General features: G+C 55.5%; 18 protein-coding genes and 1 pseudogene. 14 read left to right on the top strand and 5 right to left on the bottom strand.

Annotation, left to right across the window (positions count from 1 at the left end):
* Positions 1–7: 7 nt before the first annotated feature.
* Both ACTIKR_RS00730 and ACTIKR_RS00735 read right to left on the bottom strand, forming a co-directional pair.
* Complete coding sequence (locus ACTIKR_RS00730) at positions 8–484, bottom strand: OsmC family protein (protein ID WP_193088129.1); 477 nt, start codon at positions 482–484, stop codon at positions 8–10.
* An 81-nt stretch (positions 485–565) separates the two neighbouring features.
* Complete coding sequence (locus ACTIKR_RS00735) at positions 566–886, bottom strand: putative quinol monooxygenase (RefSeq protein WP_193088130.1); 321 nt, start codon at positions 884–886, stop codon at positions 566–568.
* Positions 887–1,209: 323 nt separating this feature from the next.
* Between ACTIKR_RS00735 and ACTIKR_RS00740 the strand changes: the two genes are divergently transcribed.
* Positions 1,210–2,016 carry a helix-turn-helix domain-containing protein gene (locus tag ACTIKR_RS00740; RefSeq protein ID WP_442326950.1) on the top strand — a complete coding sequence of 269 codons (807 nt, stop codon included), beginning with the start codon at positions 1,210–1,212 and terminating at the stop codon, positions 2,014–2,016.
* A 57-nt stretch (positions 2,017–2,073) separates the two neighbouring features.
* Positions 2,074–2,967: an arylamine N-acetyltransferase family protein gene (locus tag ACTIKR_RS00745; protein WP_193088132.1), complete on the top strand. Its 894-nt coding sequence runs from the start codon at positions 2,074–2,076 to the stop codon at positions 2,965–2,967.
* Here the strand turns inward: ACTIKR_RS00745 and soxR are convergent.
* Positions 2,893–3,354: a redox-sensitive transcriptional activator SoxR gene (soxR, locus tag ACTIKR_RS00750; RefSeq protein WP_193088133.1), complete on the bottom strand. Its 462-nt coding sequence runs from the start codon at positions 3,352–3,354 to the stop codon at positions 2,893–2,895. The genes ACTIKR_RS00745 and soxR overlap by 75 nt on opposite strands.
* Positions 3,355–3,643: 289 nt before the next feature.
* Here soxR and ACTIKR_RS00755 point away from each other — a divergent pair, with 289 nt between their 5' ends.
* The 8 genes from ACTIKR_RS00755 (at position 3,644) to ACTIKR_RS00790 (ending at position 10,650) form a co-directional block, all read left to right on the top strand.
* On the top strand, positions 3,644–4,642 hold the full coding sequence (locus ACTIKR_RS00755) for an MmgE/PrpD family protein (RefSeq protein ID WP_193088134.1): 999 nt from the start codon (positions 3,644–3,646) through the stop codon (positions 4,640–4,642).
* Positions 4,643–4,775: 133 nt separating this feature from the next.
* Complete coding sequence (locus tag ACTIKR_RS00760) at positions 4,776–5,036, top strand: ParD-like family protein (RefSeq protein ID WP_193088135.1); 261 nt, start codon at positions 4,776–4,778, stop codon at positions 5,034–5,036.
* Positions 5,033–5,824, top strand: a complete 792-nt coding sequence (gene map, locus ACTIKR_RS00765) for a type I methionyl aminopeptidase (protein ID WP_442326951.1) — start codon at positions 5,033–5,035, stop codon at positions 5,822–5,824. The genes ACTIKR_RS00760 and map overlap by 4 nt, the downstream gene beginning before the upstream one ends.
* A gap of 228 nt (positions 5,825–6,052) precedes the next feature.
* Positions 6,053–7,315: a bifunctional 4-carboxymuconolactone decarboxylase/3-oxoadipate enol-lactonase PcaCD gene (gene pcaCD, locus ACTIKR_RS00770; protein WP_442326952.1), complete on the top strand. Its 1,263-nt coding sequence runs from the start codon at positions 6,053–6,055 to the stop codon at positions 7,313–7,315.
* Between the two features lie 252 nt (positions 7,316–7,567).
* Positions 7,568–8,593, top strand: coding sequence for a ketopantoate reductase family protein (locus tag ACTIKR_RS00775; RefSeq protein ID WP_193088138.1), 1,026 nt, complete (start codon positions 7,568–7,570; stop codon positions 8,591–8,593).
* Between the two features lie 8 nt (positions 8,594–8,601).
* A complete protein-coding gene (locus tag ACTIKR_RS00780) occupies positions 8,602–9,471 on the top strand; it encodes a fumarate hydratase (protein ID WP_193088139.1) in 870 nt (289 codons plus the stop codon).
* Positions 9,472–9,477: 6 nt separating this feature from the next.
* On the top strand, positions 9,478–10,071 hold the full coding sequence (locus tag ACTIKR_RS00785; RefSeq protein ID WP_193088140.1) for a fumarate hydratase C-terminal domain-containing protein: 594 nt from the start codon (positions 9,478–9,480) through the stop codon (positions 10,069–10,071).
* A 216-nt stretch (positions 10,072–10,287) separates the two neighbouring features.
* On the top strand, positions 10,288–10,650 hold the full coding sequence (locus tag ACTIKR_RS00790) for a DUF488 domain-containing protein (RefSeq protein ID WP_193088141.1): 363 nt from the start codon (positions 10,288–10,290) through the stop codon (positions 10,648–10,650).
* A 257-nt stretch (positions 10,651–10,907) separates the two neighbouring features.
* On the opposite strand, the gene ACTIKR_RS00795 is transcribed toward ACTIKR_RS00790, so the two are convergent.
* Both ACTIKR_RS00795 and ACTIKR_RS00800 read right to left on the bottom strand, forming a co-directional pair.
* A complete protein-coding gene (locus ACTIKR_RS00795; protein WP_193088142.1) occupies positions 10,908–13,388 on the bottom strand; it encodes a glucose/quinate/shikimate family membrane-bound PQQ-dependent dehydrogenase in 2,481 nt (826 codons plus the stop codon).
* A gap of 173 nt (positions 13,389–13,561) precedes the next feature.
* Positions 13,562–15,760: a TonB-dependent receptor gene (locus tag ACTIKR_RS00800; protein ID WP_226816708.1), complete on the bottom strand. Its 2,199-nt coding sequence runs from the start codon at positions 15,758–15,760 to the stop codon at positions 13,562–13,564.
* A gap of 456 nt (positions 15,761–16,216) precedes the next feature.
* Here ACTIKR_RS00800 and ACTIKR_RS00805 point away from each other — a divergent pair, with 456 nt between their 5' ends.
* From ACTIKR_RS00805 to ACTIKR_RS00820, 4 genes and pseudogenes are all read left to right on the top strand, one after another.
* The gene (locus ACTIKR_RS00805; protein ID WP_193088143.1) at positions 16,217–17,470 is read left to right on the top strand and encodes an aminotransferase class V-fold PLP-dependent enzyme; all 1,254 of its coding nucleotides are present in this window, start codon (positions 16,217–16,219) and stop codon (positions 17,468–17,470) included.
* 58 nt (positions 17,471–17,528) lie between these two features.
* Positions 17,529–18,578, top strand: coding sequence for a taurine ABC transporter substrate-binding protein (locus tag ACTIKR_RS00810; RefSeq protein WP_193088144.1), 1,050 nt, complete (start codon positions 17,529–17,531; stop codon positions 18,576–18,578).
* An 11-nt stretch (positions 18,579–18,589) separates the two neighbouring features.
* Positions 18,590–19,423 carry an ABC transporter ATP-binding protein gene (locus ACTIKR_RS00815; protein WP_226816713.1) on the top strand — a complete coding sequence of 278 codons (834 nt, stop codon included), beginning with the start codon at positions 18,590–18,592 and terminating at the stop codon, positions 19,421–19,423.
* Positions 19,420–19,647: pseudogene (locus ACTIKR_RS00820) on the top strand (hypothetical protein); the annotation flags it as partial. The gene ACTIKR_RS00815 and the pseudogene ACTIKR_RS00820, both read left to right, overlap by 4 nt.

The following is a 19,647-nucleotide window of genomic DNA, read 5'->3' on the forward strand; positions in this document are numbered from 1 at the left end:
ACCTGCGTTATTGCGCTGCGGCGACCCGAATTTCCGGTTCGACTTCTATCGGAAAATTCACCGAACTGGCAATAAAGCATTTTGCGTGGGCGTCGTGATGCAATTGGCGAGCCTTGTCGATATCCTGCTCTCGGCTAATGGTGATGACTGGCCGAAGCACAATCTTGCTGAAGGCACCACCATTGGCGTGGGTCACCATAACGCCATGGGCCTGATCGATATAGCTCATGACCTGTATGCGGGCGTCTGAACACAGATGCAGGTACCACAATTTATGACAGGCAGACACGGAGGCCACAAGAAGGTCTTCAGGATTCCAGCGCTGCGCATCGCCGGCAAATGCCGCATCCGAAGAGCCTGCGATATCGGGTTTGCCATTGGCACGGATGACGTGGTCGCGATCATAACTTTTATAGTCGCGCGTCCCAACACCGCGATTGCCGGTCCATTCGATGATAACGTCATAGTTGTGAGTGACTGCCATGGTCTGCTCCTGGTGCAGGAATGATAAAAACATCGGGCTGGGCGAAGGACCCGCCATGATCGTTGCCCGCACATTGTAACTTCAGACGGTCAGATCGGTCCTGATCGGTTTCCATACCTGTATCTGTCTGGGTTGCTCCAGCAGTTCCGGCAGGATATCCCAGAAAGCCTGGCGATAAGGCCTGTGCATCTGGACATTCAGCACATCTTCACGATCCAGCCAGGTTTCAGAGAGCATATAGACGGTGTCCGATACCGGGTCGCGGTGCAGCGCTGCATTGACGAATGTGGTTTCGTCGCGCATGGCGTCCAGCACGGGTTCCAGTAGCGCGAGAAACTGTGCTTGCGTGCCCGCTTTCAGATGAAAGATAATGACGTAGGTCTCTTCTGTAGGCTGACTCACAGACGATACAAGCGTACGGTGATTTGTATTTTTGTGTAAGTCAGGACTTGATGTGGACAGCTCGATCATGCGATATTCCTTTTATTTTACGAATCGATGGCAATTGTCATCGGGCCGCAGGTGTGGTGTGATGAGTTCGGTTGCATCTACTGTGATGTAAAACGCGGCGCATGTCCATTACCAGCCAGGTAATGGTTTATTGTTCAGGACCCGATTATGATTGAGCCAACAAGCTGCTTTTGCTTTTGTATTTGTGGTGACACGCCAGACCGCCCGTGTGTGCGTCCGCATGCCTGCGCCGACCATTCAAACCTGCGAAAATCATGACACAAACCACTGTTGGAGGTCTCATACGCGACTGGCGACAACGACGGCGCTACAGTCAGCTGGACCTGGCCTGCCTGGCAAATATTTCCGCCCGGCATTTGAGTTTCATGGAGACCGGCAGGGCGCAGCCCAGCCGCCAGATGTTGCTTTTACTGGCTGAACATCTGGATATTCCCCTGCGGCAGCGCAATGAAATGCTGCTGTGCGCCGGCTATGCCCCTCACTATGCCGAACATGCGCTGAACGATGCGCCGCTGCATGAAGCGCATAGCGCGATCACTGCCTTGCTGACGGCGCATGAACCTTTTCCTGCCATGGCGGTGGATGGCCACTGGAATTTGGTGCATGCCAACCGCAGCCTGTCGTTGTTGCTTGCCGATGTGGCGCCTGAGCTGTTGGAGGCGCCGGTTAACGTACTGCGGCTGGGCCTGCATCCGCAAGGGCTGGCAGCGCGCATTCTCAATTTTTCTGAATGGCGTGCGCATTTGCTGCAACGGTTGCAGCGCCAGTACGAGCAGACGGCCGACCCGTGGCTGCTGGCGCTGTATGATGAGCTGGTTGCCTATCCCACCCCGGATGGCATCCCGCATCTGCCGCGTGTCAACCATACCATTGCCGTGCCATTGCAGCTGGACACGAACGAGGGTGTGTTGTCTTTACTGAGCGCGACCATGACCTTTGGGACCCCTTTGGAGGTTGCGCTTTCGGAGTTGGTGCTGGAAATATTTTTGCCGGCCAATGCCGGTTCTGCAGCGATCCTGCGGAATCTGGACATGCCTGTGGAGCAGATGGCTTGTCCTTAATGTAGGTTGAGGTTTTACACTGCGATCGTCATTTATTCTTTTACCCGGAGTGTTTTGATGAAGACCCCGCTCACAGATTACAAAATCGATCTGAATGCGTATTTTGCCAAACTCGGTTATACAGGATCCCAGGACCCCACGCTGGAGACGCTGGCAGCGCTGCAGTTGTTGCACCAGAAGACTATTTCATTTGAAAATCTGGACCCGTTTCTGAACCGGTCGGTTCCGATCGATTTGCCCAGCCTTGAGCACAAACTGGTATTCAGTGAGCGCGGCGGGTACTGCTATGAACAGAATTTGCTGTTCGCCCATGTGTTGCGCCGTCTGGGCTTTACTGTGTCCAATCTGCTGGCGCGTGTGCTGTGGGGTGCCGACGATAATGCCATTACCCCTCGCTCCCATATGCTGCTGCATGTCAGGCTGGATCATCGCCCTTACATTGTCGACGTGGGCTTTGGCGGCAACTCCATTCCCGCGCCCATGGTGATGAACCGGGAAAATCTGCAGCAAACCAGCCACGGCACTTATCGCTGTCTGCTGATTGATGGCGATTACTGGCTACAGGTTCATACCAACACAGGCTGGCGCAATATGTACCGGTTCGATTTGACCCGGCAGCATCCGGTGGACTACATTGCGCCCAACTATTACACATCCACGCACGACGATTCCCATTTCCGTCATTCCGTTGTGGCAGCCAGGATTTTCCAGAATGGGCGCTATACCTTGCGCAACAATCTGCTAACCACGCGTTATGAGGATGGACAGACTGAACAGACCATGCTGGAAAGCGCGCAAGCGGCGCAAGCCGCGTTGCATGACGTTTTTGGGATTTGCGTGCCGGATATGACGGCGTTTGCAAAGAAATGGCAGCTGTTAGCCCAGGGATGGGAAATGGGCGCCCGGTCCCTCGTCCGAGAGCCTGTCCAGGTAGTTGCGCAAGGGGCATGACGCAATCGACAGGCAACCACACCCTATGCATTCGGTAAGCTGATCGCGCAGGCTGGTCAGCGTCCGGATGCGGTCGCTCAGATCATCATGCCAGACCTGGGACATGCGTTCCCAGTCTGCTGCGCTCGGGGTCCGGCCGCTGGGCAGGGTGGCAAACGCTTCGGCAATTTCCGTCAATGGAATGCCCACCCGCTGTGCAACCTTGATAATGGCCACTCTGCGCAGGACTTCGCGTTTGTAGCGGCGCTGGTTGCCGCTGTTTCGTACGCTGGCAATTAATCCCTTGCGTTCATAAAAGTGCAGCGCAGATACCGCCACGCCGCTGCGTCGGGCTACGTCGCCCACCGACAGTAGTTTTCCGTGTTCTTCAGGTTTTATCTCTGGCATGGGCGCTCCCGCACCTCAACTATGGTTCAGTGATTATATCTGTGATCGGCCCGCTGCCGGTGTGCCAGGGGCGGCGGTGCGTGAACAGGTAGCGCAAGCTGCGAGCGCATAGCAATATCCATGGCCGTATTGCGGGCAATCGATTGCATGTGAAATATCCCTGTGGTTGTTGTGGTCTATAAATTTAAAAAATATGATCCACGTCAAGAAACCTCCTGAGTGCAACTGGCGGCGATGCGCATGGTGCTGCACAATAGCAGTGGCATTTAACAGAAGAGATTAGAAAGATATGACCGATCCGGTGACGGCGCAATTTGCGCAACGTATCAGTAATATGGCAGTTGAAAATATGCCGGTTGCGGCTACAGAACAGATTCGCTGGCGTGTGCTCAAGGCACTTGCAGCGATACTGAGCGCAGACATAAACCGGCAGGTAACCGTGCCGCGTACCACCACCACTATCGGCACCAGCGCCAGCAGCGGCTCGCAGGCCGCTATGGACACAACAGGATATATTCAGAACCAACCGGTGTTATCAGCCTTGTCAACTGGCGTGATGCTTGAAATCCCACAGCCTGGTGCAGATGCGCATTCCGGGTTCATGACAGTGGACGCCGCCGTCATTCCTGCTGCTTGGGCGCTCGTCCAGGCCTGTCAGGGCAGCGGGCACGTGTTCATGAGCGCGCTGGCCGCCGGTTACCTTGCAACAAGGGTATTGGCCGATCTGCCTGATATCGATCACAGCCCTGCCTGGCGGGGCGGCGCTGTTAATGGAACGGTCGGAGCCGCGGTGGCGGCAGCCAGAGCAAGCCAGTTACCCGCAACCGCGACGCTGGATGCAATGGGATTTGCTGCTGCGCAGGCGGCGCAATTGGCGGAAAATGCGGCAACAGCGGCTCAGGCCAGGATACACGATGCTATCGGTGGCGTTTCCCAGGACCCGCCCGATCTTCCCGGCCCCGGCCGGTCCGCGATGGATGGAGTGCTATCGGCCCATATGGCGACATTGGGCGGTCACTGTCCGCCTGCATTGATTGAGCAACTACAGCTGCGTATGGGCACCGTGAACCTGAATCGCGCCTTGTCTGACGCCTGGGTCGCTGTCCAACGCAACCGGCCATGCACCGGGATCGAGGCCATACGGGGTTTCCGGAAGCAGGTTGCATCAGTCATCAGCAATGGCGAGGCCGAGAGGATTATCGGCTTGATACTGCATCTGGAATATACTGCCCCGGGTGAGCTGACGACCTATGTGAATGAGCGGATTGCCTCCCGTCTGGATTCATAAGTCCGGTCACCCATCTGCGTATCGTGATATACTAAACATATGCGTTTCATATAACATCATTCAGCTGAATGACGTTATATGTTGGCGTGGCCTTGCGGTCGCGCCATTTTTTATTACCGACTCCGGACAAATTATGGGTATTGTAAAAATTTCCGATCAGATGCATGAAAACCTGCGTCTGGCCAGTACGGCGCTTAGTCGTTCCATCAACGCTCAGGCCGAGCACTGGATGCGCATTGGCATGCTGGCTGAAATGTATCCCGATCTTGATCATAGCGACCTGTGCCGTCTGCTGGTGCAGGCCGGGCAGAGTGGCTCGCTGGATCTGAACTCGATCTCGACCATGGGTACAGCGGCGATCCGTGCAGGTGTGCCTGCGGGGGCGCGTCAATGAGTCAGCGCGTTTCCATCAAAAGTGCCCAGGACATAGCCAAGGCGCGGATCGCCGGCCGACTTGCGGCCGATGTTCTGCATATGATTGCGCCGCATGTGAAAGCCGGTGTAACAACCGATGAGCTGGAGCGTTTGTGCAACGACTATATCGTGAATGTCCAGAACACCATCCCTGCCAATATCGGATATCACGGGTTTCCCAAAACCCTGTGTACGTCGGTCAACCATGTCATTTGTCATGGCATTCCTTCCGATAAGGTGCTGCGCAACGGCGATATCATCAATATCGACGTGGCTATCATCAAGGATGGCTGGTACGGAGACACCAGTCGCATGTATTTTGTGGGAGAGCCGGGGCCGCTGGCCAGGCGCCTGGTACATACGACCTATGAAGCCATGGTGGCCGGCATCCGTCAGGTGCGTCCTGGCGCTACATTGGGTGATGTCGGCTACGCCATACAAAGCGTAGCCCACCGCGAAGGGTTCAGTATCGTACGCGAATATTGTGGTCACGGTATCGGACAGATCTACCATGATGATCCGCAAGTGTTGCACTACGGGCGGCCGGGCGAGGGGCTCAGGTTGCAGGAAGGCATGATGTTTACCATTGAACCCATGGTCAATGCCGGCAAACGCCATTCGCGGCAACTGGCCGATGGCTGGACGGTGGTTACCAAGGACCACTCACTGTCGGCTCAGTGGGAGCATATGGTCGTGGTCACCGCCGACGGGTTTGAAGTACTTACCCCCTGGCCGGAAGATCAGGACGGCTACGAACCCATTGGCTGAGCATCGCAAGGGTGGTGAACCGGGCAAGGCGCAGGCGATTGCCCGCGTTCGTGCCCGACAAATCAGGTAGAGGCCGATTCTGCGGTACGATTACCGTCGGCGCCGCAAGAGCGCAAGCACTCTGATCTGTGGTCATCCTGGCGCGCCAGGCACCCAGGATGACGCCGGCACGACTGCCTTTTTTATTGTCCACTTTCCCATTGTCTATTTTCTTCGGAATTACACACCATGAGTTTTGATCCAGTTGACCACGATCTTGAACGAGGCCTCGATAACCGCCGTCGCGTTCTGGGCGATGCCTGGGTAGAGCGCTCGCTGACCGGCGCCAACGATTTCAATGCCGAGTTTCAACAGCTGATCTCGCGGTTTGCCTGGCACGAAATCTGGAGCCGACCCGGTCTGGATCACAAAACGCGCCGTATCATTGTTCTGTCTATTACGATTGCAATGGGACGCTGGGAAGAGTTTGACCTGCATGTGCGTGCGGCGCTCACGGGTGAAACGTCGTCGCGCCTGACCCCGGATGAAATCAAGGAAGTACTGATGCAGGCAGCAATTTATGCCGGTGTTCCTGCCGCCAATACGGCTTTCAGTCATGCCATGGCTATCTTGAGGGAAGTTGGACCGCAAATCGGTTACGAGCCGCAAGCCTATTCTCCTTTGGACGTCTTTCATTCAGGAACCGGGCAGGAAGATCGTACGGTCAGTAAGCCGGCGCTGCACTACACGATACGCCGTGCCCGTAATGGCAAGGCAAAAAATACGGTTGTGTTAAGTCATGCGCTGGGTTGCGATCTGGCCATGTGGGACCGCCTGGCCAGCGAGCTGGCGGCCGATCATGATGTGATTGCCTATGATCATCGCGGCCATGGCAGTTCCGATGCGCCTGCCGGGCTGTACAGCATGGCTGAGCTGGCGGATGACGCCGCGCGACTGCTGCGTGAACTGGACAGCGGCCCTGTTGTGTGGATCGGCTTGTCGATGGGAGCAATGGTCGGGCAGGAACTGGCCTTGCGTCATCCCGAGCAGTTAATATCACTTGTGATCGCCAATTCCACTTCGGGGTATCCGCAAGAGGCGCGGGACAACTGGCGTCAGCGTATTGCAACTGTGCAGGATCAGGGTATTGAAGCCATTGCCGATGCCGTGATGCAGCGCTATTTTCACGATACATTCCGGCGCGAGCACGCCGGTGACGTGGCGGCTTACCGTCGTCGCCTGCTGACTACCGACACCGAAGGATATATTGGGTGCTGCAACGCAGTTGGCACGGTCGATACCACGGACAGGCTCAAGGACTTGTCGTTGCCGGTGCTGGTCATCGCCGGACGCCTGGACCAGGGCGCGCCGCTGCAAATGTCGGAAATCATGAGCAGCCAGATTGCGGGCGCGCAATTGGTGGTGCTGGAGGACGCATCGCACATTGCCGTTGTTGAACAGCCCGAGGCGTTTGCGGACGCGGTAAAGCAGTTTCTGAATAAACACGATTGAGTAAACCTGGCTAAGGTCTGGGCTAGATACCGAGACCTTACAGGCCGGATACGCACACCATAAACGAAATAGCATACGCCGGGTAAGGTGTATGCCATCCGCTCAATATACGGCGCTTGGTTTTACATATAGGTCAATAATATAATCTATTGACATTTAAACGAGCATATTCTAGTATAAATTTTCTGAAGACAGGGGTGTATACAGGTTCGCCATGGCGATGGCTACATCCAACCTGCATGTGGAAGGAATATGAGTACACAGGATAAAACCAAGGTCTGCATCATTGGCGCGGGCGCGATCGGCGGCTATCTGGGCGTGCGCCTGGCCCATGGCGGCGCTCAAGTAAGCGTGCTGGCTCGCGGCCAGACCCTGCAAGCCATACAGGCGCGTGGCTGGGTACTGGAAGATGGGCCCGAGCGGCTAGTCGCGCAAGTGCACGCGTCGGCCGATGCCGCAGCGCTCGGCCCGCAAGATATCATCATTCTGACCGTCAAGACCCATGCGCTGCAGGACATTGCAAACATGGTGCCCGCACTGTGCCACGCGGACACGATGATCATCCCGGCGATCAACGGTATTCCCTGGTGGTTTACGCAAGGGCTGGATAACAGCGAATCGCCCACTGGCCAACTGCCCACTCAACTTAAGGCCCTGGATCCCAGGGGCATTATTGCAGGCGCCATTGACGCCAGTCGCATAGTCGGTTGCGTTGTCTATCCATCGTGCTATAGCCCGGAACCGGGCGTGTCTCATCACAGCTCGGGCAACCGGCTGGTGCTTGGCGAAATAAGCCGCCATGCGGATCAATCAAACCAGGACCGGCTCGATCGTTTGGTCGCGCTGTTCAATGCGGCCGGCCTGGCTGCAGAAAAAACATCTGCCATCCGTTCTGCCGTCTGGGAAAAGCTATTGGGCAATGCCTGCTTCAATCCAGTCAGCATGCTCACCGGATCACAGACCGACCTGATGATTGACGACCCTGCAATTTACCGTTTGTTTGTCGCGCTTATGGAGGAAGTCGTCGCGGTAGGCGCGGCGCTGGGCATTGCAGTGAGCGTAACACCACAGCAACGTCTTGCTGTTACGCGCAAGCTTGGTGCGGTCAAGACCTCGATGCTGCAGGATACCGAAGCAGGACGCCCGGTCGAGATTGAGGCCATTCTTGGCGCATTTGTAGAGCTGGCAGCAAGCCTGCAAATGGCCACGCCGATTGCAGCAACCATCTATGCGCTGGCCCGCATGCGAGCCCGGACCTTCGGACTGCTTAAACACTAAGAGAAACAATGGCCATTACATTTGAAATGATCAAACAGGTGACAGCGCAACTTTACGAGCGGTCACTCAAGCAGATCCCGGACGATACTCGCCAGGCCCTGGTGCAGGCGAGTTTTCGCGAGACCAATGAGACCGGTCGACGTACCTTGCAAATCATGATCGAAAGCGCTGATGCAGCGCGCAGCCAGCAGTCGCTGGTCTGTTCCGACTCCGGTGTGCCGGTTTATTTCATGCAGATTGGTACGCAGGCGCGGTTCGATGGCAATGTGAAACAGGCCATTGAAGAAGGGTTCGCAGAACTGGTTGCCACGGTCAACCCGCCGCTGTTGCCGCATGTAACCAATCCGCTCACGCTTGAGCGTGGTTACCAGGGCAAGGGCATGCCGATTACCACGTTTGATCTGGTGGATGGCGCAGATTATATCGACATTACCTGTTCGCCCAAGGCGCTGGGTTCAGGACGCTGGGCTGCGCTGGAAATATTCAGTTTCCCCGATTTGCCGACAATAGAGAATTTTGTGATGGAGACTGTCGTCAAGGCAGGATCCCAACCCTGTCCGCCAGTGGTAATTGGCGTGGGCATTGGAGGCTCGTTTGATTACGCGGCAAAAATGGCCAAGGAGGCGACGCTGCGGCAAATCGGCACGGTCAATCCCGAACCCATCCTGGTGGATATGGAAGCCCGGTTGCTGGAGCGAATCAATAAAACAGGCTTTGGCCCCATGGGCACAGGGGGCGACAGCACTTCCATGGCGGTTCATATCAATTACTGCGCAGGTCATGGCTTTACACCGGTCGCGGTTTGTTTCAACTGCTGGATCAACCGGCGTACGCGGGCGCGCTGTTATAACGACGGTCGCATTCAAATGCTGGAGTAAACGGGCATGTCCATTACCACCCACCGCATGACTTTTCCGCTGTCTGCCAGTGATGCACGCACGCTGCGGGCCGGCGACCAGGTCATTATTGACGGTGAAATTATCATTACCGCCGGGCTGCCGACCCACGCCCGATTTCTGGATTGCCTGGATGGCAAGGAACCATTTCCCATGGACCTGCAAGGCGCCTCGCTGTTTCATCTGGGCAGCTATAGCCGGGAAACCGCCGGGCAGTTTGACATTCTGTACATCAATCCAACTACAAGCACCCGCTTCAACCCGCATATGCCCCGCCTGATCCGCGAACTGCAACTGCATGCAACTGGCGGCAAAGGGGGGCTGGACCAGGCCAGCGCCCAAGCCATGCAAGTGGCCGGCTGTGTCTATCTGTCTTTTCTGGGAGGCGGCTGCACGCTATTGAGTCAGGCCATTGAAGAGGTGCTGGAAGTGGGGTGGACCGATATGTTGACTCACTATCGCGTGGTGCGCCTGCGTGTGAAGGGACTGGGGCCGGTGACGGTGGGAATCGACGCACATGGTAACAACCTGTACGCCCGGATTCATGAGGCTGCGCAGAAACAGCTGACGAGCGGGGGTTAGGGCGAACTGCCATCCAGAGCGACTTTATGCAGGTTGTGGTAATAATAATGAACAGACCAGCGACAATGCACCGCATCTGCTCGCGCCCATATCCTGGTGCCAAGACCACCTGCGTACCGTATTCGCAGTACCATAGACAAGAGGTATTGGAGCAGGCATTGCGGGCATCATCTATCTGATAGCGGCCGGCAAGCATGGTGCGACAGGAGATTGATAATGAAAAAAGATCAGATCCAGACTAAGCGTGTATACGATGAGCCGGACGATAACGACGGTTATCGGGTGCTGGTCGATCGATTATGGCCGCGAGGGATAAGAAAAGTAGATCTGAGGCATGATCTTTGGCTCAAGGAGGTAACCCCCAGCAGCCCATTGCGCAAATGGTTTCATGAGAACAAGGACCAATGGGCCGAATTTACGAAACGCTATTGCGCCGAACTGGATGAAGCGCCAGAAGCGGTGAAGCAGCTGTTAGATAGGGCGCGGCAGCAGCGCGTGACTCTGCTGTATTCGGCAAAAGACGAGCAGCACAATAACGCAAATGTATTGCGGGACTACCTGCTTGCTCATGCGAAATAGGCGCAGGGTACCGGTCACTAACCGTGAGAATGTGCTGCGTACCTGAACATGTTCCGTCAGTCCAGGCCCGCTGTTGCAGGCAGTCACGTCAAGCGCGGGGTGCGCAACCGCTGACGCTTGCCACTCATCCCAATATCGAGCAAAACAAAACAGCCCCAATAGCGTCGTAAATGTCAGTTGCTATTGGGGCTGTATTTCGGGCTTTTTTGGGCGATGGGCTGATGCCACACAGCCCATCAGCCACGCTTTTTCATACGCTATTGTTCCTTGCGTGCATCATCTGGCAGCGCATAGGCAATGATGTAGTCGCCGCGATCAGGAGACTGCCTGGCTCCGCCGGCATTGATCACAATGTACTGCTTGCCGGTTTTGGGAGAAATGTACGACATGGGGCCGGCCTGGCTGCCTACCGGCAGGCGAGACTTCCAGATTTCCTTGCCGGTGGCCGAATCATAGGCGCGCAGGTAGAAGTCTTGCGTGCCCGCAAAGAACAACAGCCCGGCCTGGGTTGCCAGCGATGGGCCCAAGGTGGGCATACCAACAGGAATGGGCATACCCATGCGAATGCCCAGCGGTCCCGTATCCTGGACGGTGCCGACCGGAACCTGCCAGACGATCTTGCGGGTTTTCAGGTCAATGGCAGTCATCGTACCAAATGGCGGTTTCTGGCAAGGGATACCCAATTGCGACAGGAAACGCTCGCGCATGGCGCCATAGGGCGTTCCGTCCTGGGGAACCACACCCATTTCGATGCCGCTGGCGCCGGCGCCCACTTTGTCGCGAGGGATCATGTAATTGGCCAGGCCCAGCCGCATGTCGTTGACAAACATATAGTTGGTGGTCGGATCAACCGAGACACCACCCCAGTTCATGCCACCCAGCGAGCCGGGAAACTGCAGGGCACGGTCTTCGCCGGGCGGTGTGTAGACGCCATCGTGACGCATGCCCTTGAACTGAATCCGGCACAGCAGTTGGTCGAATGCAGTCGCACCCCACATATCGGCTTCTTTTAGCGTCTGGTTGCCAATAGAGGGCATGCCTACTGAAAACGGCTGGGTGGCGGCGTAGCGTTCACCCTTGACATTGCCTTGCGGTACCTGCTTTTCCTGAACCTGCGCCAGCGGTTGGCCGGTCACGCGGTCGAGCATGAAAATTTCGCCCTGCTTGGTTACTTGTACCAGCGCGAAATGGGTGCCACCTTTGCCATCGGGAATGTCATAAAGCAACGGTTGCGCAGGCAGATCAAAGTCCCACAGATCATGGTGGGTTGTCTGGAAATGCCAGCGTACCTTGCCGGTTTTTACATCGAGTGCGACGATGGATGAACTGTATTTGTCATCCAGTTCGCTGCGCTGGGCGGCGTAAAAATCCGGTGTGGCATTGCCGGTGGGCAAATAGACGAGACCGAGCTTGGCATCGTAGGACATGGCAGACCACACGTTCGGTGTGCCCCGGGTGTAGGTCTGGCCTTCGGGCGGAGCGCCGGTTATTTCCGGATTGCCCGGATCCCACGCCCATTCCAGGTTGCCGGAAATGACATTGAAGGCACGAACCACGCCTGGCGGTTCGTCTACGGCAAAGTTGTCAGCTACGCGTCCGCCTACAATGACCAGATTGCCCGCAACCAGTGGAGTGGACGTTTGTTGATAGTAGCCGTCCTTGACTTCGCCCATGCCCACTTTCAGGTCGACCGTGCCCATATTGCCAAACTCGGAGCAGGGCTGGCCGTTGTCGGCATTGATTGCAATCAGGCGGGCATCGGTGGTGGGTAAAAACAGGCGCCGCGCGCAGGTTACCGCGTTGGCCGGCTGGCTGGTCGGCATCGTGCCCGCAGGTGTGGTGCCTTCGGCTGGTGACGTATTCTGGTCACCAGCGAGCGCAGCGCCTTCGGCGCTGGTTTGGGCTACAGTATTGGCGCTGGCGGTTGCATCGAAATACCCCAGACCGCGGCAGCGTTGCCAGTTAGGCGCGGTTGCTTTGGAGTCGTAGCGCCATTTTTCCTTGCCGGTATCTACATCCAGGGCCAGCACCTTGCTGTAGGGCGTGCACACGTACAGCGTATCGCCGATTTGCAGTGGTGTGTTCTGGTCTTCGGCGCCCGATCCGGTACTCTCGGGAATATCGCCGGTGTGAGCCGTCCAGGCTACTTGCAGCTTGCCGATATTGTTCTTGTTGATCTGGTCTATGGCCACAAAGCGCGTTCCGCTTGGGGTGTTACCCCAATGCTCCCAGTTTGTTGGCGGGTCGTTGGGGTCGACTTTTGTGACGGCGGCAATATGCTCAGCCTCGAGGACCGATTTGGGGAAAAAGAAAAGGGTGAATGTGACCACAATGCCGATGGCCAGCACGACCGAAGCCCAGCGCGTTACGCGGCAGGGCGCTTTGCCCTGGGCACGACGCAGTGCCGGCGCGGCCAGGGTGACCAGAAAAGCCAGAACGGCAAATGCAAAGACGCGTGCGACCAATGGCCAGAATTCCCAGCCGGCTTCCCATACCGCCCAAATGAGAGTGGCAATAAATGCCAGGCCATAAAGCCAGGCGCCCAGCAAGCTGCGTTTCCAGAGCAGGTAGCCAGACAGTAGCAGCGCCAGGCCCATCAATACGTAATAAACACTGCCGCCCAGGACGGCGAGCCACGCGCCTGCGCCGGTCATGAACAGGCCGATCAGAATAATGAGCGCTGCCAGCAGTGTCAGGCCAGCGGCAGCAATGCCGGATATGGGTCTGCGTTCGTCCATTGTATTTCCCTTTTGAAACAGACAACTTTACAACGATGATTCTTCGGGCTCTGGTGCAGCGCTTTGCGCTATGGCGCGCAAGCCGGTGGCGATGATGGTCGCCAGCGTGATCTACGCAGCCGGCGCAGCGCAGTCATGTGCGCCGGATCGGCAAGGATAGAGACATTCTAACGCTAAAAACGGTAACTTGCCGTCATGCCTGCCGTCCAGTTTCTACCAGGCGCCGGTTCATAATAACGTTTGTTGGCATCGTTTATGATGACCGATCCCGCATATCGCGCATTAAAGACGTTGTCTACGCGCGCAAATGCATTGACAGTCCAATGGTCGCGTTTCCAGGTGTAGCCAGTATGCAGGCCGGTTACCACTGCCGAAGGAGCGGACTCGCTGTTTTGGTTGTTTACGTACACTTTACCCAGGTAGTCGACATCGACACCGCCGCTCCAGCCCTGCTCCGGTTCCCATGCCAGCGAAGCCGTTGCTGTATTGCGGGCGATGCCGGGAATCATGTTGCCGGCAGGTACTTGCGGGTTGCTGCCGGAGCAGGGTCCGGAACAAAAGCTGTCGCGGTAGCGGGCGTGCAGATAAGTATAAGAAAGCTGGGCGCGCAGATTGCGGTAAAGTCGTGCATCCCAGGCCAGTTCGACCCCATCGCGCAGGGTACGGCCCGCATTCTGATAGGTGGTGCGCCCGCCCGAGGCGCCGGCGCTTACAATTTCGTCCTTGGTGTAGGTGCGAAAGACGGCGGCGGTCAGTTGACCGTAGCCGACATTGGCCTTGAGCCCGGCTTCCAGCGTGGTATTGACCGATGGCTTCAGACCAAAGTTCAGGCCTGGTTCGTTGTCGGCGCGATATGACAACTCGTTGAAGGTCGGGGTTTCAAAGCCGCGGCCGGCCGTGACGTATAGTAAAAGGTCTGGTGTGGCTTGGTAGTTCAGGGCAATGACTGGCAGCAGCTTGCTGTAGTTGGCGGTTCCGCTGTCGTCGGCGTTGCCGTTTGTAATATAGCGGTCTGAGGACTTGAAATGGACGTTGCTGTAGCGCAGGCCGGCATCCAGCGTCCAGCGCTCGGCAAAGTTCCACGATGCCTGTACGTAGGGATCAAGGTTCCAGATGTTGTTGATTTCGTTGCGCCGCAGGTTGCCCTGCACGCCAAGCTGGTTGCCGATGAAGTTTTCGTAGCCCTTGCGCGCTTCGCGCATCGTATCCCAGGCCAGGCCCGCCACCAGAGTGAGCGGCCTGTCGGCCAGGGAGACATGCGAGGTGAGCCGGATGTCTGCACCCCCGTATTGCCTTTTGAGCCAGATGACGCCGCCCGAATGCGAGGGTGCACGTTGGGGGCCAATTGGAATGGACAGAAACTGCCTGGTTTCCCGCTGGCCATAGTAGCCCATGACGCGCAGATCGGTCCGGTCCGACAGCGGCTGTTCATAGACCAGACCACCCTGGGTCTGCTTGGTCGTTTTGCGTACATTGTAGGTTTGGGCATTGGGCGACGAGGCTCGTGGATCGTTCTCGAACGCTTCCCGCGTCAGCCCTTGTGGGTCCTGTGCCGACACATCGACATGATTGAGCAGCAGGCTAAGATGGCCGGCATCGCCTACGCGCAGCCCGAGCTTGGCATTGACCTGGTTTTTCTGCGCCCTGCTATGGTCGCGGTAGCCGTCTGTACGGAAATGATTGGTGCTCAATAGATAGTCTATGGCGCCGGCGCCTTCCCCACGGGACCCTGACGCTTTCATGCCGTAACGCTGTTGCCCGTAGCTGCCGGCTGCAAAAGACGGGGTAAGGGTAAGCGGCCCCTCACCGGTTTCGGTTTCGGTCAGCAGCACACCGCCCGATGAGTTGCCGTGCAACGTGGAAAACGGCCCGCGCAGGACCTCTGCCGATTCAATGGAGGACAGATCAATATTGGACGTCTGGCCCTGTCCGTCTGGCATGGTCGCCGGAATGCCGTCCACATACAGGCGGATGCCGCGTACGCCAAATGCCGACCGGGCGCCGAAACCGCGAATGCCCACCTGCAGATCCTGAGCATAGTTCTGCCGGTTGCGCACGGTCAGCCCCGGGATGCCGCGCAAACCTTCGGATAGATTGACTTGCATCTGGTTGGCGCGGATGTGCGCACCGTCTATGATGCTGATCGATGCCGGTATTTCGCTTGCCGGGCGATCCATACGGGTGCTGGTGGCCACAATGGGCGACAGTTGGGTAATGGGAGCTTCTGGTGTGGCAGCAGCGGGCGTGGCTGATTCAGGCCCGGCTGTGATGGCTGCTTGTGCTGTAGTCACCGGCTGGGCAACCGCCGCGCAGGCAAACAGCGAAAAAATACAGCCGGCCACAACTGCGGGCTTAAAAGTAGGCGAACTCATGGACAAACTCATGCAGATTAAATGGTCAGGATGCTGGCCAGGCGACGCGTCTCATCTTAGGCATGGTGTACACCAGCCAGCGTGAAAGCGATATGTCTGTTAAAGGCCGTGTTATGTCCGTTTTTGAAACGAACTTAAATCTTGTTACGTTCTATGATAACCCGTCAGTGCCCGTACGGGATTAAACATACATCAAATGCTTATATCTTTGATGTGCGAGATCTTAGGGTTCAATTTGTTTGAGACTGATTTGCGGGTCAGTCAGATGGGTGCCCGGACTGCTTCGCCTTCTTTTTTCCTGCACTGTGCGCAACTTCCACGTGTGCGATTGGCCTAGCGCTGTTCGGGTAGCTTCTTAAAGGCTTCGTTGGGGGCTATATATGGTGATAATACTTTCTTGTTTAATCCAATATTTTGATATAACATATATCTAACTTAAATCTCCTTCTAAAGAAAATGACTCCATTTCCCTCACATGGTGTGTCCAAAGAAACAATCAAATATGCACTGGATGCGTTCGCAGAAAGTGATAAAAACTGGCGAGGAGGGCGCATTCCGCTCTACGTTTTTCGTGGCGAACAGGATGCGTACGAAGTAGGGCGTGATGCTTTCTTTCAATATTTCTCAGAAAATGCGCTGGGCGCAAACCGGGCATTCCCAAGCATCAAAACCATGCAGGAAGAGATTATCCAGAAGTGCCTGTCATTATTAAATGGCAGTGCCGATATGGCCGGGATTGTCACCTGCGGCGGAACGGAGAGTATATTTTTAGCGGTGCGTGCGGCACGCGCAGAAGCAAGGTTGAAGCGCGCGTTACCGAAAGGCTGTGGCAACATTGTACTTGCGGAAACGGCACACCCGGCTTTTACCAAAGCTGCGCAAAGTATGGATCTGCAAGAGCGCCGCATCCCCGTGATGCCCGATGGACGTGCCGATGTCGATCAAATGGCGGCATCGATAGATGAGCAGACCGTGATGCTAGTCGGCTCGGCACCCTGTTTTCCGTTTGGAGTAATAGATCCTATCGCCCGTTTGGGCCAGATCGCGCTGCGCCATGACATATGGCTGCATACCGATGCTTGCGTGGGTGGATACTTAGCGCCATTTGTCCGGGATATTGGCTATCCCCTTCCAGAATTTGACTTGAGCGTACCGGGAGTAGCGTCGCTTTCCGCCGATCTGCACAAATATGGATTCTGTCCTAAACCAGCTTCTACTGTTTTCTTTTCAAATCATGAGCGGTGCTCCATGGCTGGATTTGATATTGATGTTTGGCCTTCCGGGCGGTTTGTAACTCCCACGTTAATTGGTACGCGTCCGGCTGGCGGTGTCGCCGGAGCCTGGGCGACGCTGCATTTTTTAGGCGCAGATGGCTATCGGCGCATTGCACAAAAAATAATGACGATGCGCGATAGCTATATCAAGGGGATCATAGCAATTCCAGGCTATCGGATGGTCGTGGATCCCGACCTGGCTATTCTGGCATTTGCGGACCCCGGCCTGGATATGTCACGGGTCGCCGCCTTGATGCTTGAAAGGGACTGGCTGCCTGGCATGACCACGCAGCCACAGGCGTTGCACATGATGCTGTCGCTGTTGCATGAACCTGTACGCGAACAGTATTTGTCAGATTTACGTGATTGCTCTGAGATCGTGCGTCAACAGATGGCGGCGGGACAAAGTGGATTGCGAGCAGCGGTGCAGTATTAATTCATAAGCAAGTGTTTTGTGTATAAATTGCAGTTTCAATCATATTTCGGAGGAGACTATGACTATTCTCGAATCGTTCTCGCGTCGCGACGCATTACGCTTGATGCTCAACATGGGGGTCCTGACCTTCGGCAGCGCAGGCTTGATTTCCCCTCGCCAGGTCCAGGCGCAAGAACCCAGCAATGCGTTTGTACTGGGCCATTTCGGATCAGCCAATCCGCAAGTGCTTGGAAAAGCGATGGGGACGTATAAGAACGCTTTTGGTACTGGAGTCAAGACTGATTTCGTTACTGTGTCGGCCGGCTCGCAAGTGCTTGCTGCCATCGCAGGAAACAGTATGGATATATGTAATGTCGGCTCAAGTCCCATGGTCGTGGGCTTTGGACAAGGCGTGAAAATGTCGATGGTTTACGTACAAAAGTACATTACCGACAGTGAATGCCTTGCCGTACGTAAAGAGGCGGGGATCACCGAATTAAAAGACTTAAAAGGCACGACTATTGGACTGCCGTTTAATACTTCGGTACATTTTGCGCTCAATGCCGCGTTGAAGTCGGCTGGCATTGCAGCGAATGAAGTCAGGCTTTTGAACATAAAAGCTGACTCCATACGAGCTGCGTGGAAACGTAAAAGTATTGATGCTGCTTATATTTGGGCGCCTGTCTTGAATGACCTTGTTGCTGATAACGGCACTATTTTATTACGCACCGGCGATCTGGCTGATTCAGGTTTGCTGGTGTTTGATGGCATTGTAGTACGGGATGAATTCAAGCGGCAGCACCCCGAGTTGGTACTGGCTTATCTCAAGGAATATGCGCGCTTATGCGATATGTACGAGAATGATCCAAAGCAGGTTGTCGACGTACTGTCGCCCTACTTGAGTTTGCCGCCCGAAACGACAATTGAATATATGAAAACTTTCCATTCAATACCGGCTAAAGAATTGGCCACCGACAAGTGGATGGGAATGCCGGGAGCCAAGGATACAGGGGTGTTGCGTACATTGCGCGCGCAGGCAGAGTTTCTCAAAGAAGCAGATCAGCTTCCGGTTGTGCCTGCCAGCTTTGCTCCTTTTGTCGATTCGTCCTTTTTAGCACAGATGATTTAACAGGAACGCTTATGTCTATTCAACCGGTAAGCATGAGTTCGAAGTCGCGCGCAGACAGAGCAAAATTAATATTAAATGGTGTATCCAAGCGTTTTGGAAACGGTGCTGACGCAGTCCAGGCCCTGGAACCAGTCGATCTCGTTGTTGAAAACGGTGATTTCGTCTGTATTGTCGGGCCGTCGGGTTGCGGAAAAAGCACGCTCTTAAGTATTGTTGCCGGCTTTGAAACGCCTTCGTCTGGAAGTGCAATTTTGGATGGGAAGAAAATTCTTGCGCCAGGAGCAGAACGTGGGGTAGTGTTTCAGCAAGGCGCGTTGTTTAACTGGATGACCGTAAGAGATAATGTCGCGTTCGGACCGCAGGCCATGGGGAAATCTCGAGAGGCATCTTTAAGTGTGGCAGCCCGCTATCTGGAGTTGGTGGGGCTCACTTCATTTTCCCATCGTTATCCTTATGAATTGTCTGGCGGTATGCAACAGCGTGTCGCTATAGCCAGGGCGCTTGCCAATGAGCCGGAAATTTTGCTGATGGACGAGCCTTTTGCCGCACTCGACTACCAAACTCGCGAGCTTTTACAGGAAGAAATCCACAGTATTTGGAAACGTACTGCGAGTACCGTACTTTGGATCACCCATAGCATTGATGAGGCTTTGGTTCTTGCGACGCATATTGTCGTCATGAGCGCAAGGCCGGGCCGTATCAAAGCAACCTTCGAGTCCGATTTCTCAAAAAATACCGATCCGATGCTGACCACAACGGTTGAGTTCGCGGATGCCAAGCGTCAGATCGTGGCGCTTTTGCGACAAGAGTCCATTGAGGCGCAGCGACAGGAGATTAATCTATGAATAATGCAACGGTAAAGCGTCTGTGGACTCGCAGGCCGGTTAGCAAGGAGGGGTTTTTCAATTTCAAATTGAGTATGTGCTCTTTTGTAGGCATGCTCGCAATCTGGATAGCCTTGACCGGCTCCGGATTATGGGTCCCTATCGTTGATCCCATGTTCTTGCCGTCGCCTGTTGCTGTGTTGGATACGTTCTGGCAGCTTTGCAATACAGGCTACCAAGGCAAT

The sequence above is a fragment of the Advenella sp. genome, from assembly GCF_052108595.1.
Classification (GTDB): Bacteria; Pseudomonadota; Gammaproteobacteria; order Burkholderiales; family Burkholderiaceae_B; genus Advenella.